The 16,627-nt window shown below is 70.9% G+C and carries 10 protein-coding genes; 2 read left to right on the forward strand and 8 right to left on the reverse strand.

Annotation, left to right across the window (positions count from 1 at the left end):
* Positions 1–157 precede the first annotated feature (157 nt).
* The 7 genes from IE95_RS0101685 to IE95_RS0101715 all read right to left on the reverse strand — a co-directional run bounded on the left by IE95_RS0101685 (position 158) and on the right by IE95_RS0101715 (position 13,068).
* The gene (locus tag IE95_RS0101685; RefSeq protein WP_030149891.1) at positions 158–1,162 is read right to left on the reverse strand and encodes a sugar phosphate isomerase/epimerase family protein; all 1,005 of its coding nucleotides are present in this window, start codon (positions 1,160–1,162) and stop codon (positions 158–160) included.
* A gap of 94 nt (positions 1,163–1,256) precedes the next feature.
* Entirely contained in the window at positions 1,257–1,940 is a 684-nt protein-coding gene (locus IE95_RS0101690; RefSeq protein WP_129429420.1) for a hypothetical protein, read from the reverse strand.
* A 394-nt stretch (positions 1,941–2,334) separates the two neighbouring features.
* Complete coding sequence (locus IE95_RS0101695; protein WP_240666291.1) at positions 2,335–7,869, reverse strand: ThuA domain-containing protein; 5,535 nt, start codon at positions 7,867–7,869, stop codon at positions 2,335–2,337.
* 160 nt (positions 7,870–8,029) lie between these two features.
* Positions 8,030–9,205, reverse strand: coding sequence for a Gfo/Idh/MocA family protein (locus IE95_RS0101700; RefSeq protein WP_030149894.1), 1,176 nt, complete (start codon positions 9,203–9,205; stop codon positions 8,030–8,032).
* A gap of 88 nt (positions 9,206–9,293) precedes the next feature.
* Positions 9,294–10,355, reverse strand: coding sequence for a substrate-binding domain-containing protein (locus tag IE95_RS0101705; RefSeq protein WP_030149895.1), 1,062 nt, complete (start codon positions 10,353–10,355; stop codon positions 9,294–9,296).
* A 134-nt stretch (positions 10,356–10,489) separates the two neighbouring features.
* Positions 10,490–11,545 (reverse strand): ABC transporter permease, encoded by a 1,056-nt coding sequence (locus IE95_RS0101710; protein ID WP_030149896.1) that lies wholly within the window; start codon positions 11,543–11,545, stop codon positions 10,490–10,492.
* On the reverse strand, positions 11,542–13,068 hold the full coding sequence (locus IE95_RS0101715; RefSeq protein ID WP_051702588.1) for a sugar ABC transporter ATP-binding protein: 1,527 nt from the start codon (positions 13,066–13,068) through the stop codon (positions 11,542–11,544). Before IE95_RS0101715 ends, IE95_RS0101710 begins: the two co-directional genes overlap by 4 nt.
* 427 nt (positions 13,069–13,495) lie before the next feature.
* On the opposite strand from IE95_RS0101715, the gene IE95_RS0101720 reads away from it, so the two are divergent.
* Both IE95_RS0101720 and IE95_RS0101725 read left to right on the forward strand, forming a co-directional pair.
* On the forward strand, positions 13,496–14,629 hold the full coding sequence (locus tag IE95_RS0101720) for an ROK family protein (protein WP_051702637.1): 1,134 nt from the start codon (positions 13,496–13,498) through the stop codon (positions 14,627–14,629).
* A 17-nt stretch (positions 14,630–14,646) separates the two neighbouring features.
* Positions 14,647–15,312 carry a ThuA domain-containing protein gene (locus IE95_RS0101725; RefSeq protein WP_030149899.1) on the forward strand — a complete coding sequence of 222 codons (666 nt, stop codon included), beginning with the start codon at positions 14,647–14,649 and terminating at the stop codon, positions 15,310–15,312.
* Positions 15,313–15,459: 147 nt separating this feature from the next.
* Here IE95_RS0101725 and IE95_RS0101730 read toward each other — a convergent pair whose 3' ends face one another.
* Positions 15,460–16,578: a uroporphyrinogen decarboxylase/cobalamine-independent methonine synthase family protein gene (locus IE95_RS0101730; protein WP_240666292.1), complete on the reverse strand. Its 1,119-nt coding sequence runs from the start codon at positions 16,576–16,578 to the stop codon at positions 15,460–15,462.
* Positions 16,579–16,627 lie beyond the last annotated feature (49 nt).

Here is a 16,627-nt window from a genome sequence, read left to right on the forward strand (position 1 = left end):
AAAGCCGGATGTTCGATGTCACCGTTCGGTAACTCCATCGGTTAAACAATTGCCGAGGCCTACCGTCCGCGGCAGATCCACGCCGCGCCGCACACGCCGAAGGGCGCCCTCCCGGGTGAGAGGACGCCCTTGCGGTGCGCTCGGTGACTGCTCCCGGCTACTCCTTGGTCGAGAACGCCGCGTCGAACGCGGCCTCGGGCGCCTCGAACGCGTACTGCTTGACGAAGGCGAGCGCCTCGGGCGCACCCACGAGACGATCCATGCCCGCGTCCTCCCACTCGACCGAGATCGGCCCGTCGTAGCCGATGCTGTTGAGCATCCGGAACGCGTCCTCCCAGGGCACGTCGCCGTGCCCCGTCGAGATGAAGTCCCAGCCGCGACGGGGGTCGGCCCACGCCAGGTGCGACCCCAGCCGCCCGTTGCGGCCGTTGTGCATGCGCTTCTTCGTGTCCTTGCAGTCCACGTGGTAGATCCGGTCCTGGAAGTCCCACAGGAAGCCCACCGGGTCCAGGTCCTGCCACACCATGTGGCTCGGGTCCCAGTTGAGGCCGAACGCCTTGCGGTGACCGATCGCCTCGAGCGTGCGGACCGTGGTCCAGTAGTCGTACGCGATCTCGCTCGGGTGCACCTCGTGCGCGAACTTCACGCCGACCTCGTCGAACACGTCGAGGATCGGGTTCCAGCGGTCCGCGAAGTCCTGGTAGCCCGCGTCGATCATGTCCTGCGACGCCGGCGGGAACATCGCGACGTACTTCCAGATCGACGAGCCCGTGAAGCCGACGACCGTCGTGACGCCCAGCTTCGCCGCGAGACGAGCCGTGTTCTTCATCTCCTCGGCCGCGCGCTGCCGCACGCCCTCGGGGTCGCCGTCGCCCCACACGCGGTCCGACAGGATGTCACGGTGCCGCTGGTCGATCGGGTCGTCGCACACCGCCTGCCCCTTGAGGTGGTTCGAGATCGCGTAGACCTTCAGGCCGTGCGCCTCGAGCAGCGCGAGCTTGCCCGCGACGTACTCCTCGTCGTCCCAGCGCCACGGGTCCAGATGATCGCCCCAGCAGGCGATCTCCAGGCCGTCGTAGCCCCAGCCCGACGCGAGGCGCACGACCTCCTCGAAGGGCAGGTCGGCCCACTGGCCGGTGAACAGGGTGATGGGTCGTGCCATGTCGATGTCTCCTTCGTTCCGACGCCCGTGGTCCGGGAAGTCTCGGTGGTCGTCCTGTGGTCGTCCTGCGGTCGGGTGGTCCCGATGAGAGTCCCTACGGGCTCTTCGTAGCGCCCGCGCGACGACGCAGCACGAGCACGGCCCCCGCCGCGAGGAGCAGGACCGCGCCCCCCACGACGAGCGCCGTCGTCGGGACGCCCGAGCCCTCGTCGCTCGCCGCCGCTGCCGAGGCGCCCTCGCCCTCGGCACCGGCCTCCGCGTCGCCCTCCGCAGAGGCCGGAGCAGGCGCGGCGGGCGGCGGGACCACGTCGATCTGCGAGGTCGCGGTCGTCGCGACCGGGGTGGTCGTCGTCGCCGTCACGGTCCAGTGACCGTCGGTCAGGACGTCCGGGGCGGACGTGTACCAGCCGACGCCCTCCGAGGCCGACGAGAGCTGGAGCGGGCCGATCTCCGTCCCCGCGTCGGACACCGCCGTGACCATGACGTCGACGATCTCCTCGACCGGGTGCCCGTCGTTCTTGTAGGTCACGTTGACCGAGATGCCGCCCGCACCGTCACCGCCGATCGACAGGATGACGTCGCCGCCGTGCGCGCTCGCAGGGCCCGCGCCGAGCACGGTCGCGAGCAGCGTCCCGAGCAGCAGGGCCACGCCTGCGGCCACGGTCGCGCGCACGCGCCCGAGGGCGCCGGTCAGGGGGCCGGAACGGGCGCGAGGGCGCGGGGTGCGCGCCCGGTCGGGACCGGTGTGCCGGTTCACCTGCTGAGTCATGTCGCTCATCACCTCGTCGTGAAGGAAGGGGTCGTGCATCGGGCTGTGCGGCCCGGTGGACCGAACGGTACTGCTGGACGTGCGGTGCACGACCGCGCCTCGCGCGGCGGTGCGACCAGTGGTGCTCGCCTGCGGGACGTCCCGCAGGCGTCCCCTCCGGTCTCGGAGGGGGTGGCTCCCGGCACCGGCCGGAGCACCGGGGTTCCGGTGCCGGGGGCCGGTGCTCCCGGGGCGCCGACTCGCGTCGTCGTCCCGGGAGCACCCGGATGTGCGCGGCCTTCGACCGTGCTGGCGAGGTCCCGGCCGAAGGGCCCTCGTCAGCACACGGCGGTCGACGCTCCACGGCACACCGGTCGTTGCCGGTGAGGTCGCGGCGTCACCGCCACGACCTCACCGGGGCCGGTCAGCCGCAGCTCGCCGCGGCGTGGTCGACCGTGTAGGTGGTGGTCCTCCCCTCGGCGTCCGTCGCGGTGACCGTGACCTGCCCGGCGTCGATCGACGCCGCACGGGTCGCGAACGACTGGTGGGCGGACTTGCCCGCCGCGACGCCCGTGAAGGTCTTGGTGCCGTAGGCCGAACGGACCACGATCGTGACCGGGGCGTCGCCCGAGTTCACGGCCGTGACCGAGAGCGTCACGCGGTTCGCGACACACTTGGGGGCTGCCGAGACCGTCACGGGGACGGTCTCGCCCGCGGGCACGTCGACCGACTGCGTCGTGACGTTCCCGGCCACGTCGGCCGCCCGGTACGCGAACGTCACGGCCTCGTCACCGACGGCGACCGGGGCGTCGTACGCGGCCCAGGTCGTCCCGTCGAGCGAGTACTCGACCGCCGCGACGCCCGACACGGCGTCCGTGGCGACGACCTCGACCGTGCGGTCCTCGCGCAGCGTCGCCGCCACGCTCGGTCCGTCGGCGTCGATCTTGACCGCCACGTCGTCACCCGTCACGTTCTCGGTACCGGCCGAGGCCCGCACCTTGAGCGTGTGCTCGCCCGGTGCCGACACGACCACGGGGGCCGTGTACTCGGCCCACGCGCCGCCGTCGAGCTGGTACTCGCGGTAGACCTGCTGGCCCGCCGCACCGCCCGTGGTGGCGACGGTGACGGTCACCGGACCGGTCCACCAGCCGTTCGCGCCCGACGGCGAGGCCGGGTCGAGCGACCCGCTCACCGTGAGCGGCTCGGCAGCCGGGCCCACGACCTTGAAGTGCTCGAAGGTCGCGGTCGCGGAGGCCTGCTGGCCCGCTCCCAGGGCGTACAGACCGATCTTCGCGTCTGCCAGCCCCGGGTTGGTCACCTGCTGGGTGATCTCGGTCCAGGTCACGCCGTCGGCGCTGTACGAGCCCGTGAAGGTCGTGCCCACCTTGGCCAGACGCAGCCACCAGACGCCCTGCGACAGGTTGTTGACGTTGGGCTGCGGGTTGAGGACGGCCGCGCCGGCCTCGCTGCGCATCTCGAGCCCACGGTCGACCGCCGCGCCCGGCTGGTTCTTCGTGATGAAGTCCAGCTTGACGTAGTTGTCGTCGTCGCCGTAGAGGATCAGACCACCCTGCTGGTACTGCTGGTCGAACGTCGAGCCGTCCACCTTGGTCTCGACGGTCCAGTCACCGGCCGGCTGGTCCTGCAGGACGATGTTCGGCACGTCGGTGTTGCCCGTGCCGTAGATGTCCGTGGGCGTGGTGTCGATCTCGAGCTTGCCACCGGCCACCCGGAGGCCCGACGCGTCAGGACGGACCACGGAGCTCCAGCGGCAGCCGTCGAGCGACGTCCCCTCGAACTCGTCGTCCGGCCCGGCCGCGGTGGCCGTATCGTCCGGCGTGACGTGGAACCAGTCGAACTTCGCGTCGACCACGTCCGGGACGGATCCGTCGTTCGCGAACGCGACGAGCCCGATCTTCGGGTTCACGAGCCCGTGCAGCGACTTGGTCTCGGACATGGCCGTGAACTCCAGGCCGTCGGCCGAGTAGTACGCCCGCAGGTTCGACCCGTCGCTCGTGTAGCGCACGTAGAACGTGTCGGGGAAGGAGGCCCCCAGGTTCGCCGTGTTGGACGCGGCCACCTCGTTCGGTGCGCCGTCCTCCTCACGGATGAACTGGAAGATGCGCTCGTCCGCGTTGGGCGTGGTCGAGCGGCCCTGGATGACCATCTTGGCGTAGTTGTCCCCGTCGCCCCACAGGAGCAGACCGGCCTGCTGGTACTGCGCCCGCGCCGGGAAGGTGACCTTGGTGGTCGCCGTCCACGGACCCGAGGGCAGGTCCTGCAGGACGATGTTGGACACGGGTCCCTCGCCCTGACCGTAGAAGTCGGCCTTGCTCGCGGGGATCACCAGGTGACCGTCCGCGACCGCGAGGTTCTGGTCCCGACGGATGATCGTGGACCAGCGGTCCTCGTCCACCGCGGTGCCCGTGAAGTCGTCCGAGCGACCCGAGAAGCACATGACCGGAGCGGCCTCGTTGACCTTGATGTTCACGTACTTGACCGTGTAGGCGCCACCGGCGTCGGTCACGCGGACCTGGAGCCGGTAGGTGCCGGCAGCCGTGTACGTGTGCGAGAACTCGGGACCGCCGTCGACGAACCCGCCGCCCAGTCCGTCGTCCCAGGCGTACACCAGGTCGGACGCCTCGCCGTCGGGATCGGTGCCCGTCGCGGTCGCGGTGACCGTCAGCGGGGCCGGACCGACGAGCGTGGGCACGTCGAGCTCGACGTCGGGACGGACGTTGTCCGTCACGCCACGGCCCTCGATGTCCATCCAGTTGACGTTGATGCCGCCCGAGAGCAGGACGAAGTAGAGCGTCCCGCTGCCTTCCGGCACGTTCGTCAGCTGCGTCGACACGTCGCGGTAGACCTGCCAGTCCCCCGTGTTCGGCACGGTGATCCGGCCGATCTCCGGGCCGTCCGCCGCGTCCCAGCGCAGCGAGACCACGCCGTTCGCGTTGGGCGAGGCCACGCGCAGGCTGATCGCCTCGACGTTGGCCAGGCTCACGGGCTCGTGCGCCCACCAGTCACCGGGCTCGATGTAGCCCAGGTTCTGACCGCCGCCCGCGGAGTCCGAGGTGGTCTCCTTCTGGACGCCGGCGGTGCCGCCGGTGCCGATCGAGGTCTCACGACCCGTCGAGGTGTAGAACTCCGACTGGACGCGCTTGGGCTGGAGCACCTGGAGCGCGTTGCCCGTGAGGGGCACGCCGGCGTCGCCGCCGTCGTCGGTGTACGAGCCCTCGATGACCCAGAAGATGTTCGACTCGATGCCGTGACCCTCGTCGCGAGCGGTCTGGAGCACGCCCTCGCAGCCGTACAGCTCCTCCATGGGGTGAGCGTGCGAGTCGTGGCCGAGCGAGGTGCGCAGCGCCACCGTGGAGCAGTCCACCTCGCCGTCGGGGTCGTCGACCGTGATCCGGTAGCGGACCTGGTCGCCCCACTCGAAGAACCCGCCGTTGTCCGGGAACTCGATCGTCACCACGGGCGCCTGGTTGCCGACGACGACCGTGACGTTCGCGACCGCGAGCTTGCCGTCGGGGTCGCTCACCGTGAGCTGCGCCGTGTAGGAGCCGTTCTCGGTGTAGGTGTGCACCGGGTTCGCCTCGGTCGAGGGCGCGGAGCCGTCGCCGAACGTCCACTGGAGCGAGATGGGCTCGCCCGCCGGGTGTCGGGTGCCCTCCGAGGAGAACTGGACCGTCAGGGGCGCGGCCCCGCTCGTCACGTCCGCCTGGGCGTTCGCGATGGGCGACGGGTCGCCCTGGACGTAGTTGACCTTGTAGACCGCGCTCGAGTCGTTGTTGCCGCCGAAGCCCGAGCCCCAGTCGATCACGTACAGCGCACCGTCGGGACCGAAGTCGAAGTCCATCGGACGGTCGAACCCGTTGGACGGGTCGAGCACGCCCGGCAGCACCCGGTTGATGTCGACGATCTGGTCACGCTTGTCGCCGTCGAGCTGGAGCGAGAACATCGTGCCGTGGTTCCACTCGCCGAACAGCGCCTTGCCGTCCCAGTACGCGGGCCACTTCACGTCGGAGTCGAGCTCAGGGTCGAACTCGTACACGGGGCCGCCCATGGGCGCACCACCGCCACCGATCTCGGGGAACTGCGGGTTCGCCGCACCGGTGTACCAGATCTCGGCGGCCGTGGCGGCCGGGAGGTCCTGGATCCCCGTGTTGTTGGGCGAGTCGTTGGTCGTGCCCGCTGCGCAGTCGAACGACGCACCGGACTGTCCGGTCGCGAAGTTGTAGTCGACGTACGACGTGTTGGCGCCCGTGCAGTACGGCCAGCCGTAGAAGCCCGGCTCGCTCACGACGTTCCACTCGACCGCACCACGAGGGCCGCGGGCCGGGTCGGCCGAGCCCGAGTCCGGGCCGTAGTCGGCGACCAGGACGTTCCCGGACGCGTTGTCGATCCCGATCCGGAACGGGTTGCGGAAGCCCATGGCGTAGATCTCGGGCCGCGTCCTGTCCGTGCCCGGGGCGAACATGTTGCCCTCGGGGACCGTGTACGTGCCGTCGTCCTGCGGCGTGATGCGCAGCACCTTGCCGCGCAGGTCGTTCGAGTTCGCCGACGAGCCCTGCGCGTCGAAGTTCTTGCGGCCGGGACGCTCGTCGGTCGGCGTGAAGCCGCCCGACTCGAACGGGTTGGTGTTGTCCCCCGTCGCGAGGATCAGGTTCCCGTCCTCGTCGAAGATCATGTCACCGCCCGCGTGGCAGCAGGTGTCGCGCTGCGTCGTCACGGTCAGGAGCTTCTTCTCGCTCGCGGGGTCGAACGTCCTCGACGCCGTGTCGTACGTGAAGCGCGAGATCCGGTTGTGCGGGCCGTCCGACCCGACGTCCGCAGGCGACCAGTAGGCGTAGAGCCAGCCGTTCGCCGCGAAGTCCGGGTCGAGCACCAAGCCCAGCAGCCCGTCCTCGTTGGCCTGCGTCACGCTCAGCGTGAGCGCCGTCGACGTGACGTTGGCGTCGTGGTCGATGCGGCGGACGCGACCGTCACGCTCGGCGTAGAACACCGTGCCGTCGGGCGCGACGTCGAGCATCATCGGGTTGCTCGTGTCCTCGTCGAGCGCGACGCGCTCGAAGCTCGCGCTCTGCGTCGCGTTGCAGTCCGAGTCGACGACGCCCGCGGCGGTCTGGATGCCGCCCAGCAGGTGCTCGACGAAACCCGGCTCGGTGTAGCTCGCCTGCGTGTGGCCGCCGCCGGTGTACCAGGAACGCCCGCCCTCGTAGCTCTGGCACCAGGCGATCGGGTGGTCGGAGCCCATCTTGGCGCCACCCGCGTCGTAGGACGTCTCGTCGAGGCTCGCGAGCACGTGCACCTTGTCGCGCGGGCTCGTGCGGAAGTTGTACCACTCGTCGTACCGGTCCCACCGGGACGGCAGGTGCGCGGTCGAGGGGTGGACCCCGTCCTCGACCTTGATCGTGGCGTCCTGGTTCTGCGGGTGGCCGGAGAAGTAGGCCCCCACGAGGCCGCCGTACCAGGGCCAGTCGTACTCGGTGTCGGACGCCGCGTGCACGCCGGCGTAGCCGCCGCCGTTCGCGATGTACCGCTCGAACGAGGCCTGCTGCTCGTCGTTGAGCACGTCGCCCGTCGTCGAGAGCCAGATCACGACCTCGTACTGCGCGAGGTTCGCGTCGTTGAAGTCGGCCGCGTCCTCCGTGACGTCGACCGTGAAGCCGTTCTCGGTGCCGAGCTTCTCGATCGCCGTGATCCCGGCCGGGATCGCGTCGTGCCGGAACCCTGCGGTCTTGGAGAAGATCAGGGCGTCGAAGGGCGCCGCGGCGGCTTCCGGGTCTGCCGCGACGGACGCGGCGGGAGCGGCGGAGCTGAGGGCTGCGGCCGGTACCGCGGCGAAAGCCGCCGCCCCGGTCGCCATGGACAGTGGGAGGGCCACCGCGGTAGCGGCGACGGCCGCGACCGTGCGCATCGTTGCGCGCGGTGCTCTCCAGAGCACGTTTCTCACCAAGGACTCCTTGTGATGATGGGACAAGGGTGCTGCGCTCCGGGGCGACGACGGCATCGGCCATGACCCGTCGTCGCCGGTGACGGACCTGCTCCGCCGGCATCTCGCACCACGTTCCACGTGGCTCTCCCGCCGGTCGGGCGGGACGTCGGACCTCCTCTCAGATCTGCTGCCAGTCGCTGTCGGACGCAGCGCTGCGCTCGACGGCTTGGAGGATTCGCTGGACGGCCAGGCCGTCGGCGAAGGACGGGGTGGGCTGGGTGCCGGCCGCGACGTCGCGCACGAGGTCGACGACCTGGTGCGTGAACGCGTGCTCGTACCCGAGCCCGTGACCGGCGGGCCACCAGCTCGCGATGTACGCGTGCTGCGGCTCGGTCACGACGATGCGCCGGAACCCTGCGACCTGCGGGTCGTCGGACGCGTCGAAGAAGTGCAGGACGTTCATGTCCTCGAAGTCGAACGCGACGGAGCCGCGCGACCCGTTGATCTCGAGGCGGATCGCGTTCTTGCGACCGTAGGCGAAGCGCGTGGCCTCGAAGACCCCCAGCCCGCCGCCCGACAGCCGCGCGAGGAAGACCGCGGCGTCGTCGACCGTGACGGGTCCCTTCTCCGTGCCGGCGGTGCCGGACAGGCCCGAGAAGCCGGTCGCGACCGGACGCTCGTCGACGAACGTCTCGAGGATCCCCGAGACCCCGGTGATCGACTCGCCCGTGACGAACTGTGCGAGGTCGATGATGTGGGCCCCGATGTCGCCCAACGCACCCGAGCCGGCCTTGCTCTTGTCGAGGCGCCACGAGAGCGGCACGTCCTCGTCGGCGATCCAGTCCTGGAGGTACTGGGCCCGCACGTGGCGGATCGTGCCGATCCGGCCGTCGACGACGAGCCGGCGTGCGAGCTGGACCGCGGGGACCCGGCGGTACGTGAAGCCCACCGTGGAGAGCACGCCGCGCTCGGCCGCGGCCTCGGCCGCGGCGACCATGAGCTCGGCCTCGGCGACCGTGTTGGCCAGCGGCTTCTCGCACAGCACGTGCTTGCCCGCCTCGAGCGCGGCGATCGCGATCTCGGCGTGCGTGTCGCCCGGGGTGCAGATGTCGACCAGGTCGACGTCGTCGCGCGCCACGAGCCTGCGCCAGTCCGTCTCGACGTCGTCCCAGCCGAGCTTGTGCGCAGCCGTGGTGACGGCTGCGGCGTTGCGGCCGGCCAGCACGCGCATCTGCGGCGCGAGCGGCAGGTCGAAGAACCGCGGTGCGGTGCGCCAGCCCTGCGAGTGGGCAGCCCCCATGAACGAGTACCCGACCATGCCGATCCCGAAGGTCGGGTGACCGTCTTGCGCCATCTCAGGCACTTCCTTTCGTGGTGGACGTCGCGGCGGGGCACCCGCCGGGGCGCTGCGCCCCGCCGGCGACGTCGGAGGTGGGACGCGCTCAGGACTGGAAGGCCGACGGCAGGTACTCGTCGACGTTGTCCTTGGTCACGACCGGTGCGTAGAGCTGGACCTGGCGCGGGACCCCCATCGAGGCGAGGTCGCTCATCGACTTGCCCTGGACCGCGAGGCGGGCGAGCTTGATGCCGTCGGCGGCCTGCGTGGACGGGTAGACGACCGTGGCCTGCAGGACCGTGTCGCCCGCCTTGATGTCCTCCATGACGTCCTTCGAGCCGGCGCCGCCGACCATGAAGAACTCGTCACGGCCGGCCGCGTCGATCGCCGAGAGCACGCCGATGCCCTGGTCGTCGTCGTGGTTCCAGATCGCGTCGATCTTGGGCGCGGCCTGCAGGAGGTTGGACGCTGCCTGCTCGCCGCCCTGAACGGTGAAGTCGGCCGCGACGCGGTTGCTCACGTCGAGCCCGCAGCCCTCGAGGGCGTCGGCGAAGCCCTGGCTGCGGTCCTGCGTGAGGGGCAGCGAGTCGATGCCCGCGATCTCGGCGACGACGGCGTCCGGGGTGTCGGCGAGCTGCTCGCAGATGTACGTGCCTGCGCTCACGCCCATGCCGTAGTTGTCGCCGAGGACGGTGGCGCGCGCGGCGAACGGGCTCGAGAACTCGCGGTCGACGTTGATGACCGTGATCCCGGCCTCCATGGCGTCGGTCGCGACCTCGGTCAGCGCGGCCCCGTCGAACGGCAGGAGGACGATCGCGTCGACGCCGTCGTTGATGAAGGTCTCGATCTGGCTGATCTGGAGGTTGACGTCGTTGGTGCCCTCGGCGACCCGGAGCGTGACGTCGTCGTACTTCGCGGCCTCGGCCTGGGCGGCCTTGGTGATGGCACCCATCCAGCCGTGGTCGGCGGCGGGGGCCGAGAACCCGATGACGACCTCGTCGCCCGACGCGTCGTTGTCGGACGACGCGACGGGGGCGGCGGCGGCGCCGGTCTCCTCTGCCTCGGGGGTGTTGGACGTGCAGGCCGAGGCGAACAGCGCGACCGAGGTGAGGGCCACGGTCGCGAGGGTCAGACGGCGACGCGACGTGGTGCGGGTACGAGCGGACATGAGGATCTCCCTTGATTCTGGTCCTGCTGGTGCTGGTGGGGACGTGCTGGACGTGCTGGGTTCCGGCCCCGGGGGGCCGTGGTGCGGTGTGGTGTGGTGCGGTGCGGGTGCGCGGTGCGGCGCCGACGGCGGGGTCAGGTCGACCTGGCGCGCGAGGCGAAGCGCTGCTGGAGGAGCACGGCGACCACGATGATCACGCCCTTCGCGACGGCCTGCGCCGAGGTCGACATGTTGTTCTGCGTGAAGACGTTGGTCAGCGTGGTGAAGATGAGGACACCGAGCACGGTGCCGACGATCGTGCCGCGACCGCCCGCGAGGAGCGTCCCGCCGACGACGACCGCCGCGATGACGTCGAGCTCGTAGAACAGGCCGTTCGTCGAGGATCCGGCCGTGGTGCGGGCGAGCATCATGACGGCCGCGATACCGGTCGTGAGACCGACCAGTCCGTAGAGGTACATCGTGTGGCGCTTGACCTTGATCCCGGCGAGCCGGGCCGCCTCGGGGTTGCCGCCGACGGCGACCGTGCGGCGGCCGAAGGTCGTGCGGTTGAGGAGGAACCAGCCCGCGACGGCCACGACGGCGAACATCCACACGAGCACGGGGACACCGAGCAGGTCGGCACGGAAGAACTCGAGGAACGCGTCGACCTCGGTGACGCGCTGCGTCTGCCGGTTGGAGATCATCTCGGCGAGGCCGCGGGCGCCCACCATCATGGCGAGGGTCGCCATGAAGGCGACGACCTTCCCGTACGCGACGAGGACGCCGTTGATCAGGCCGCACACGGTCCCGACGGCGAGCGCCACGCCGACCATGACGATCCAGTGGGTGTCGGCAGCCATGGTCTGGGTCGCGAGCGTGCTCGCCCAGACCGTGGCCAGCCCCATGACGGAACCGACGGACAGGTCGATCCCGCCACCCGTGATGACGAAGGTCATCCCGACGCTCAGGACTCCCAGGACGGCGGCCAGGCGCAGGATCGTCAGCACGTTGTTGACGTTCGCGAAGTTCTCCCCCGCGGTCACGTACCCGACGACGCACAGCGCGACGAGCGCCACGACGAGACCGATGTTCCGCCCTACCGATCCACTGAACAAATTGCGACGCGACCGTCTGCCGTCGGGCACCTCGGAGCTCGGGGCGTGCCCCGGTCCGTCCACGACGGCGGCGCGAGCCACCTCCTGCTCGCTCATGCGGCACTTCCTTCCATGACGAGGTCGAGCACACCGTGCTCGTCGATCGAATCTGCTGGGCCTTCGTGCACGACACGTCCCTCCGAGATCACGAGGACACGGTCGGAGAGACCGAGCACCTCGTCGATCTCGCTCGAGACGACGAGCACGGCCGCACCGGACGCCGCGAGGTCGCGGATCAGTGCGTAGATCTCTGCGCGCGCCCCGACGTCGACGCCCCGGGTGGGCTCGTCGAGCAGGAGGACCCGGCACCCGTGCACGAGCCAGCGCGCCAGGAGCGCCTTCTGCTGGTTGCCGCCGGACAGCGTCCGGGCGTTCCGGTCGACCCCGGCGGGGCGCAGGTCGAGCGAGACCGCCTGCTCCTGCGCCACGGCTCGCTCCGCCCGCTCGTCGAGGAAGCCCGCCGTCGCGAAGCGACCGAACGTCGAGAGCGTGATGTTGCGGTAGACCGGTTCGTCGAGCAGCAGGCCCTGACTCTTGCGCTCCTCGGGGCACAGGCCGATGCCCGCGTCGACCGCGGCGGCGACCGAGCCCCCACGGAGCTTCTTGCCCGCGACCGCGACGGTCCCCTGGGTCGCGCGACGCGCACCGTAGACGGTCTCGAGGATCTCGGACCGGCCGGAGCCGACGAGCCCGGCGAAGCCGAGGACCTCACCGGCGCGCACCTCGAAGGAGACGTCCGCGAACTTCCCCTCGAGCCCGAGCGAGTCGACCGCGAGCAGGACGTCCGCCTCCTCGGCGACCGGCGCGCGCTCGGGGAAGACGTTGTCGACCGCGCGACCCGTCATGAGCTTGATCAGCTCGGCGGTCGGCGTCTGGGAGACCGCGAGGTTCTGCGCGACCGTGCGCCCGTCCTTGAGGACCGTGATCCGGTCGCCGATCGCGCGGATCTCCTCGAGGCGGTGCGAGATGTAGACGATCGCGACCCCGCTGCCGGTGAGCTGGCGCACGACGCGGAAGAGGTTCTCGACCTCTTCGCTGTCGAGCACCGCGGACGGCTCGTCCATGACGATGACGCGTGCGTCGTGCGAGAGGGCGCGGGCCATGGACACGATCTGCTTGCCCGCGGCGGACAGCTCGCCCACCTCACGGTGGGGCGAGATCTCGGGGTGCCCGAGGCGCTTCATGAGCTCGCGCGTGTTCTTGGCCGCGGTCCGCCGGTTGGAGAAGCCCGCGGTCGACAGCTCGTGCCCGAGGTAGATGTTCTCGGCGACGGTCAGGCCGTCGACGACGTCGAGCTCCTGGTACATCGTGGCGACCCCGAGCTTGAGCGCGGCCACGGGGTGCGGGATGGTGACGACCTCGCCGTCGATGAGGATCTGTCCCTCGTCGGGCTGGTGCGCGCCGGCGAGCACCTTGATGAGGGTGGACTTGCCGGCACCGTTCTGACCGAGGAGGCAGTGGACCTCTCCGGGGAGGATGTCGAGATCGACGCCGTCGAGTGCTCGGGCGCCGGGAAACTGCTTGACGATGCTCCGCATCTGCAGGAGCGGCCGGGTGGGCTGAGGGTCTGCGTTGACCATGTGGGAGAAACTAACGGACCTTTTGACGGCGGTCAAGCAGAAGGTCTGGATCTTTCGCTTCGTTACCGCACCGTGATCGACAAAAGTGGGCATGACCGCCCGAACCGCCGACGACGTCCCGCGAGTGACCCACGTCACTCCTCGGCGCGGCGACACTGCGCGACAGGCGGTGCATAGAGGAGAAAACGGTCGAACGAGAGGGATGCAGGGTCTCGACCGGCGGGGCGCGAGCTCCCGCAGGGCTCCGGCGACCTTGCCGCAGCAAACCACACGCTAGGTCGGCTTTTGTCGATCGTCAAGCAAAAGCCGAAGATCGCAGTACGCTAGACGGATTGTCACCACTGCGTAGCAACGAGAGGCTCCGTGATACATCGTGCCCACCGAGGAACTGCTGAAGTTCGCCCCACGCCCGACCGGCGCCGGGGACATGTTCCAGCTGCTCCGCGACGGCCAACCCCGTACGCGGGCTGACCTCGCCGCGATCACCGGGCAGGCGCGGTCCACGATCGCCGCCCGCATCGACCTGCTCATGGCCTCCGGACTCATCGCGCCCGCGGGCGAGGCGAGCTCGACCGGCGGCAGGCCGCCCGTGACGTTCGCCTTCAGCCCCGGTGCACGCATCGTGCTCGCCGTGGACCTGGGCGCGACGCATGCGCGCCTCGCGGTCACGGACCTCGCGTCGAACGTCCTCGCGGAGGTCGACGCGCCGCTCGCCATCTCCGACGGTCCGGAGAACGTCCTCGCCTGGGTCGCCGAGACCGGTGAGAAGCTCATCGCGACGACGGGGCGCGCCCTCAAGGACCTGGTCAGCGTCGGCGTCGGGCTCCCCGGCCCCGTCGAGCACTCGACCGGACGCCCCATCAACCCACCCATCATGCCCGCGTGGGACGACGTCGACGTGCCCGCGATCCTCAGGCGTACGTTCGACGCCTCGGTCCTCGTGGACAACGACGTCAACATCATGGCCCTCGGCGAGCACCGCACCGCGTGGCCCGGCGTGAGCGACCTGCTCTTCGTCAAGGTCGCCACGGGCATCGGCGCGGGAGTGATCTCGGACGGCGAGCTGCGCCGCGGCGCCCAGGGCGCGGCCGGCGACATCGGCCACATCGCCGTGCCCAACGCGACGGACACCCCGTGCCGCTGCGGCAACATCGGCTGCCTCGAGGCCGTCGCGAGCGGCCAGGCCATCGCCGGTGCCCTCACGAAGGAAGGACTCGAGGCCGCCAACAGCGGCGACGTCGTGTCCCTCGTGCGCGGCGGCGACCTCATGGCGAGCCACGCCGTGCGCCAGGCCGGGCGCGACATCGGCGCAGTCCTCGCCGCGTGCGTGAGCCTGCTCAACCCCTCCATGATCGTGGTCGGCGGTGTCATCGCCGACGCGGGCGAGCACCTGATCGCGGGCATCCGCGAGATCGTCTACCAGCGCTCGCTGCCGCTGGCCACGCAGCACCTGCGCATCGTCACGTCCCAGGCCCGGGGCCAGGCGGGCGTGCTCGGTGCGAGCGCCATGGCGATCGATCACGTACTCTCTCCCGCAGCGATCGATGCCCTGATCGCGTGAGCGCCAACGGAGGACTCATGAGCGTGCCGGACCGTCGGGCCCTGATCGTCCGGGGAGGTTGGCCGGGCCACTCCCCCGAGGAGAGCACCGACCTCTTCGTCCCCTTCCTCAAGGAGTCGGGCTTCGACGTCGTCGTCGAGTCCTCGCTCGAGGTGTACGCCGACGCCGAGTACATGGCCGGCGTCGACCTGATCGTCCAGTCCTGGACCATGGGCGAGATCCTGCCCGACGAGATGCGCGGCCTGCGCCAGGCCGTGACCGACGGGACGGGTCTCGCGGGCTGGCACGGCGGGATCATCGACTCGTACCGCATGGCGACCGACTACCTGCAGATGCTCGGCGGCCAGTTCGCCGCGCACCCGGGCGACCTGGTCGACCACACGGTCGAGATCGCGCCCGAGCACGCGGAGCACCCCATCGTCGCCGGGCTCGGCCCCATCACGCTGCGCTCCGAGCAGTACTGGGTGCTCGCGGACTCCCTCAACGAGGTCCTCGCGACCACGACCATCGAGCCCACAGCAGACTCCCCGTGGCGCTCGCCCGTGGTCTCGCCCTCGATCTGGACCCGCCAGTGGGGTCAGGGGCGCATCTTCGTGTGCGCGCCCGGTCACCAGCTCGCGGACCTCGAGACGCCCGGGCTGCGCACCGTGATCGAGCGCGGCCTCCTGTGGGCCGCTCGGTGACGCTCCCCCGCGCCTGACGGGCGCGGGACGACGAACGGTCGACGACCCGTCGGGGTCGTCGACCGTTCGTGCTCCCGACGGCGCCACGCACCGGGGCGCGCCCGGTCACCGAGGTGCGCTGCGCCGTCGGGCATGCGCCGAGGGCTCCTACCAGGCGCGCGCGACCGCCGTGTGGACGTCGAGCAGCGGGCCCGTGCGCTCGCTCGGGCCACGGCCGAACCCGCACTCGGTGCCCACGCCGACCTCCCGGCCGAGGACCTGGGTCGCGGGCGCGAGGCGACGCCGCGCGCCCTCGACGCCGTCCTCGTGGTGCACCACGCCCAGGTAGAGCTCGGTCGCGTCGTCGATCGTGAGGTCCGCGAGCGGGGCGACGTACTCGACGTCGTCGCGCTCGATCGGCACAGGAAGGTGGAACCACGCGATCTCGCGCGTGACGGTCGCGGCCAGGCCGTTCGCGACCTCGACCAGGCGTCGCGCGTCGGACGGCTCGACGAAGTGCTTCTCGGCGACGTCGCCGTAGCAGAGGTGGAAGCCGAGCTCGACGCCCGCGGGCACCGCGGAGGCCACGCGAGCGGCGCGCGCGACGCAGCCCGCGAGCACCTCGTCGGAGTCGACCGCGAACCACGCCTGCGCCGGGCCGGCACCGAGGTTCGCGCCCTCGATCAGCGCGAACTCGCTCGCGAGGTCGAGCTGGATCGCGAGGTCGTGCGCGGGGACCGCGGCGACGATCGCCTCGATCTCGCGCAGCATCGCGGCCTCGTAGGCGGGGTGGACGGCCTCCCGCGCGTCGGGGACGACGAACGCCACGACAGGGGCGAGCGGCGTGGGCAGGCACACCTGGAAGCGCGTGGTCGCGGGGATCACGCCCTGCGCGCGCAGCCGCACGAAGTCCGCGTACGACGCCGTCGCGGCGGCCGCGTAGCCCAGGTCGCCGAAGACCAGGTCGTCCGCCGCGACCGAGCCGTCGAGCACGTGAGGACGCACGTCGAACCCGGCGACGACCACGGGCTCGATCGGCAGCCGTGCCAGGCCGGGCACCGCCTCGAAGCGCGAGCCCTGGAACAGGATCCAGTGGAAGCGCTCGCCCACCTCGCCGTCGGGGATGCGCTTGAGGTGGGTGCCCGCGTGGGCCGCGACCGTGCGGAACGTGTCCTCGGCCGTGGGGAGGTTCACCGAGCCGACGAGGTGCGCACCGCGCACCCGGGCGGCTGCCGGCGTGTCGGTGCCGGGCGGGGAGGGCTGGGTCGCGGGGGTCGCCTGAGTCATGCCCGCATCGTAGACGCGGGTACCACTTCACCGGCCGGGCTGCCCACCC

This window comes from Oerskovia turbata, assembly GCF_000718325.1.
Classification (GTDB): domain Bacteria; phylum Actinomycetota; class Actinomycetes; order Actinomycetales; family Cellulomonadaceae; genus Oerskovia; species Oerskovia turbata.

Bases quoted from the DNA above. Each gene is read 5' to 3' on its own strand.
- IE95_RS0101685 (WP_030149891.1), bottom strand. From the start codon at position 1,162: ATGGCACGACCCATCACCCTGTTCACCGGCCAGTGGGCCGACCTGCCC.
- IE95_RS0101690 (WP_129429420.1), bottom strand. From the start codon at position 1,940: ATGAGCGACATGACTCAGCAGGTGAACCGGCACACCGGTCCCGACCGG.
- IE95_RS0101700 (WP_030149894.1), bottom strand. From the start codon at position 9,205: ATGGCGCAAGACGGTCACCCGACCTTCGGGATCGGCATGGTCGGGTAC.
- IE95_RS0101705 (WP_030149895.1), bottom strand. From the start codon at position 10,355: ATGTCCGCTCGTACCCGCACCACGTCGCGTCGCCGTCTGACCCTCGCG.
- IE95_RS0101710 (WP_030149896.1), bottom strand. From the start codon at position 11,545: ATGAGCGAGCAGGAGGTGGCTCGCGCCGCCGTCGTGGACGGACCGGGG.
- IE95_RS0101715 (WP_051702588.1), bottom strand. From the start codon at position 13,068: ATGGTCAACGCAGACCCTCAGCCCACCCGGCCGCTCCTGCAGATGCGG.
- IE95_RS0101720 (WP_051702637.1), top strand. From the start codon at position 13,496: ATGTTCCAGCTGCTCCGCGACGGCCAACCCCGTACGCGGGCTGACCTC.
- IE95_RS0101725 (WP_030149899.1), top strand. From the start codon at position 14,647: ATGAGCGTGCCGGACCGTCGGGCCCTGATCGTCCGGGGAGGTTGGCCG.
- IE95_RS0101730 (WP_240666292.1), bottom strand. From the start codon at position 16,578: ATGACTCAGGCGACCCCCGCGACCCAGCCCTCCCCGCCCGGCACCGAC.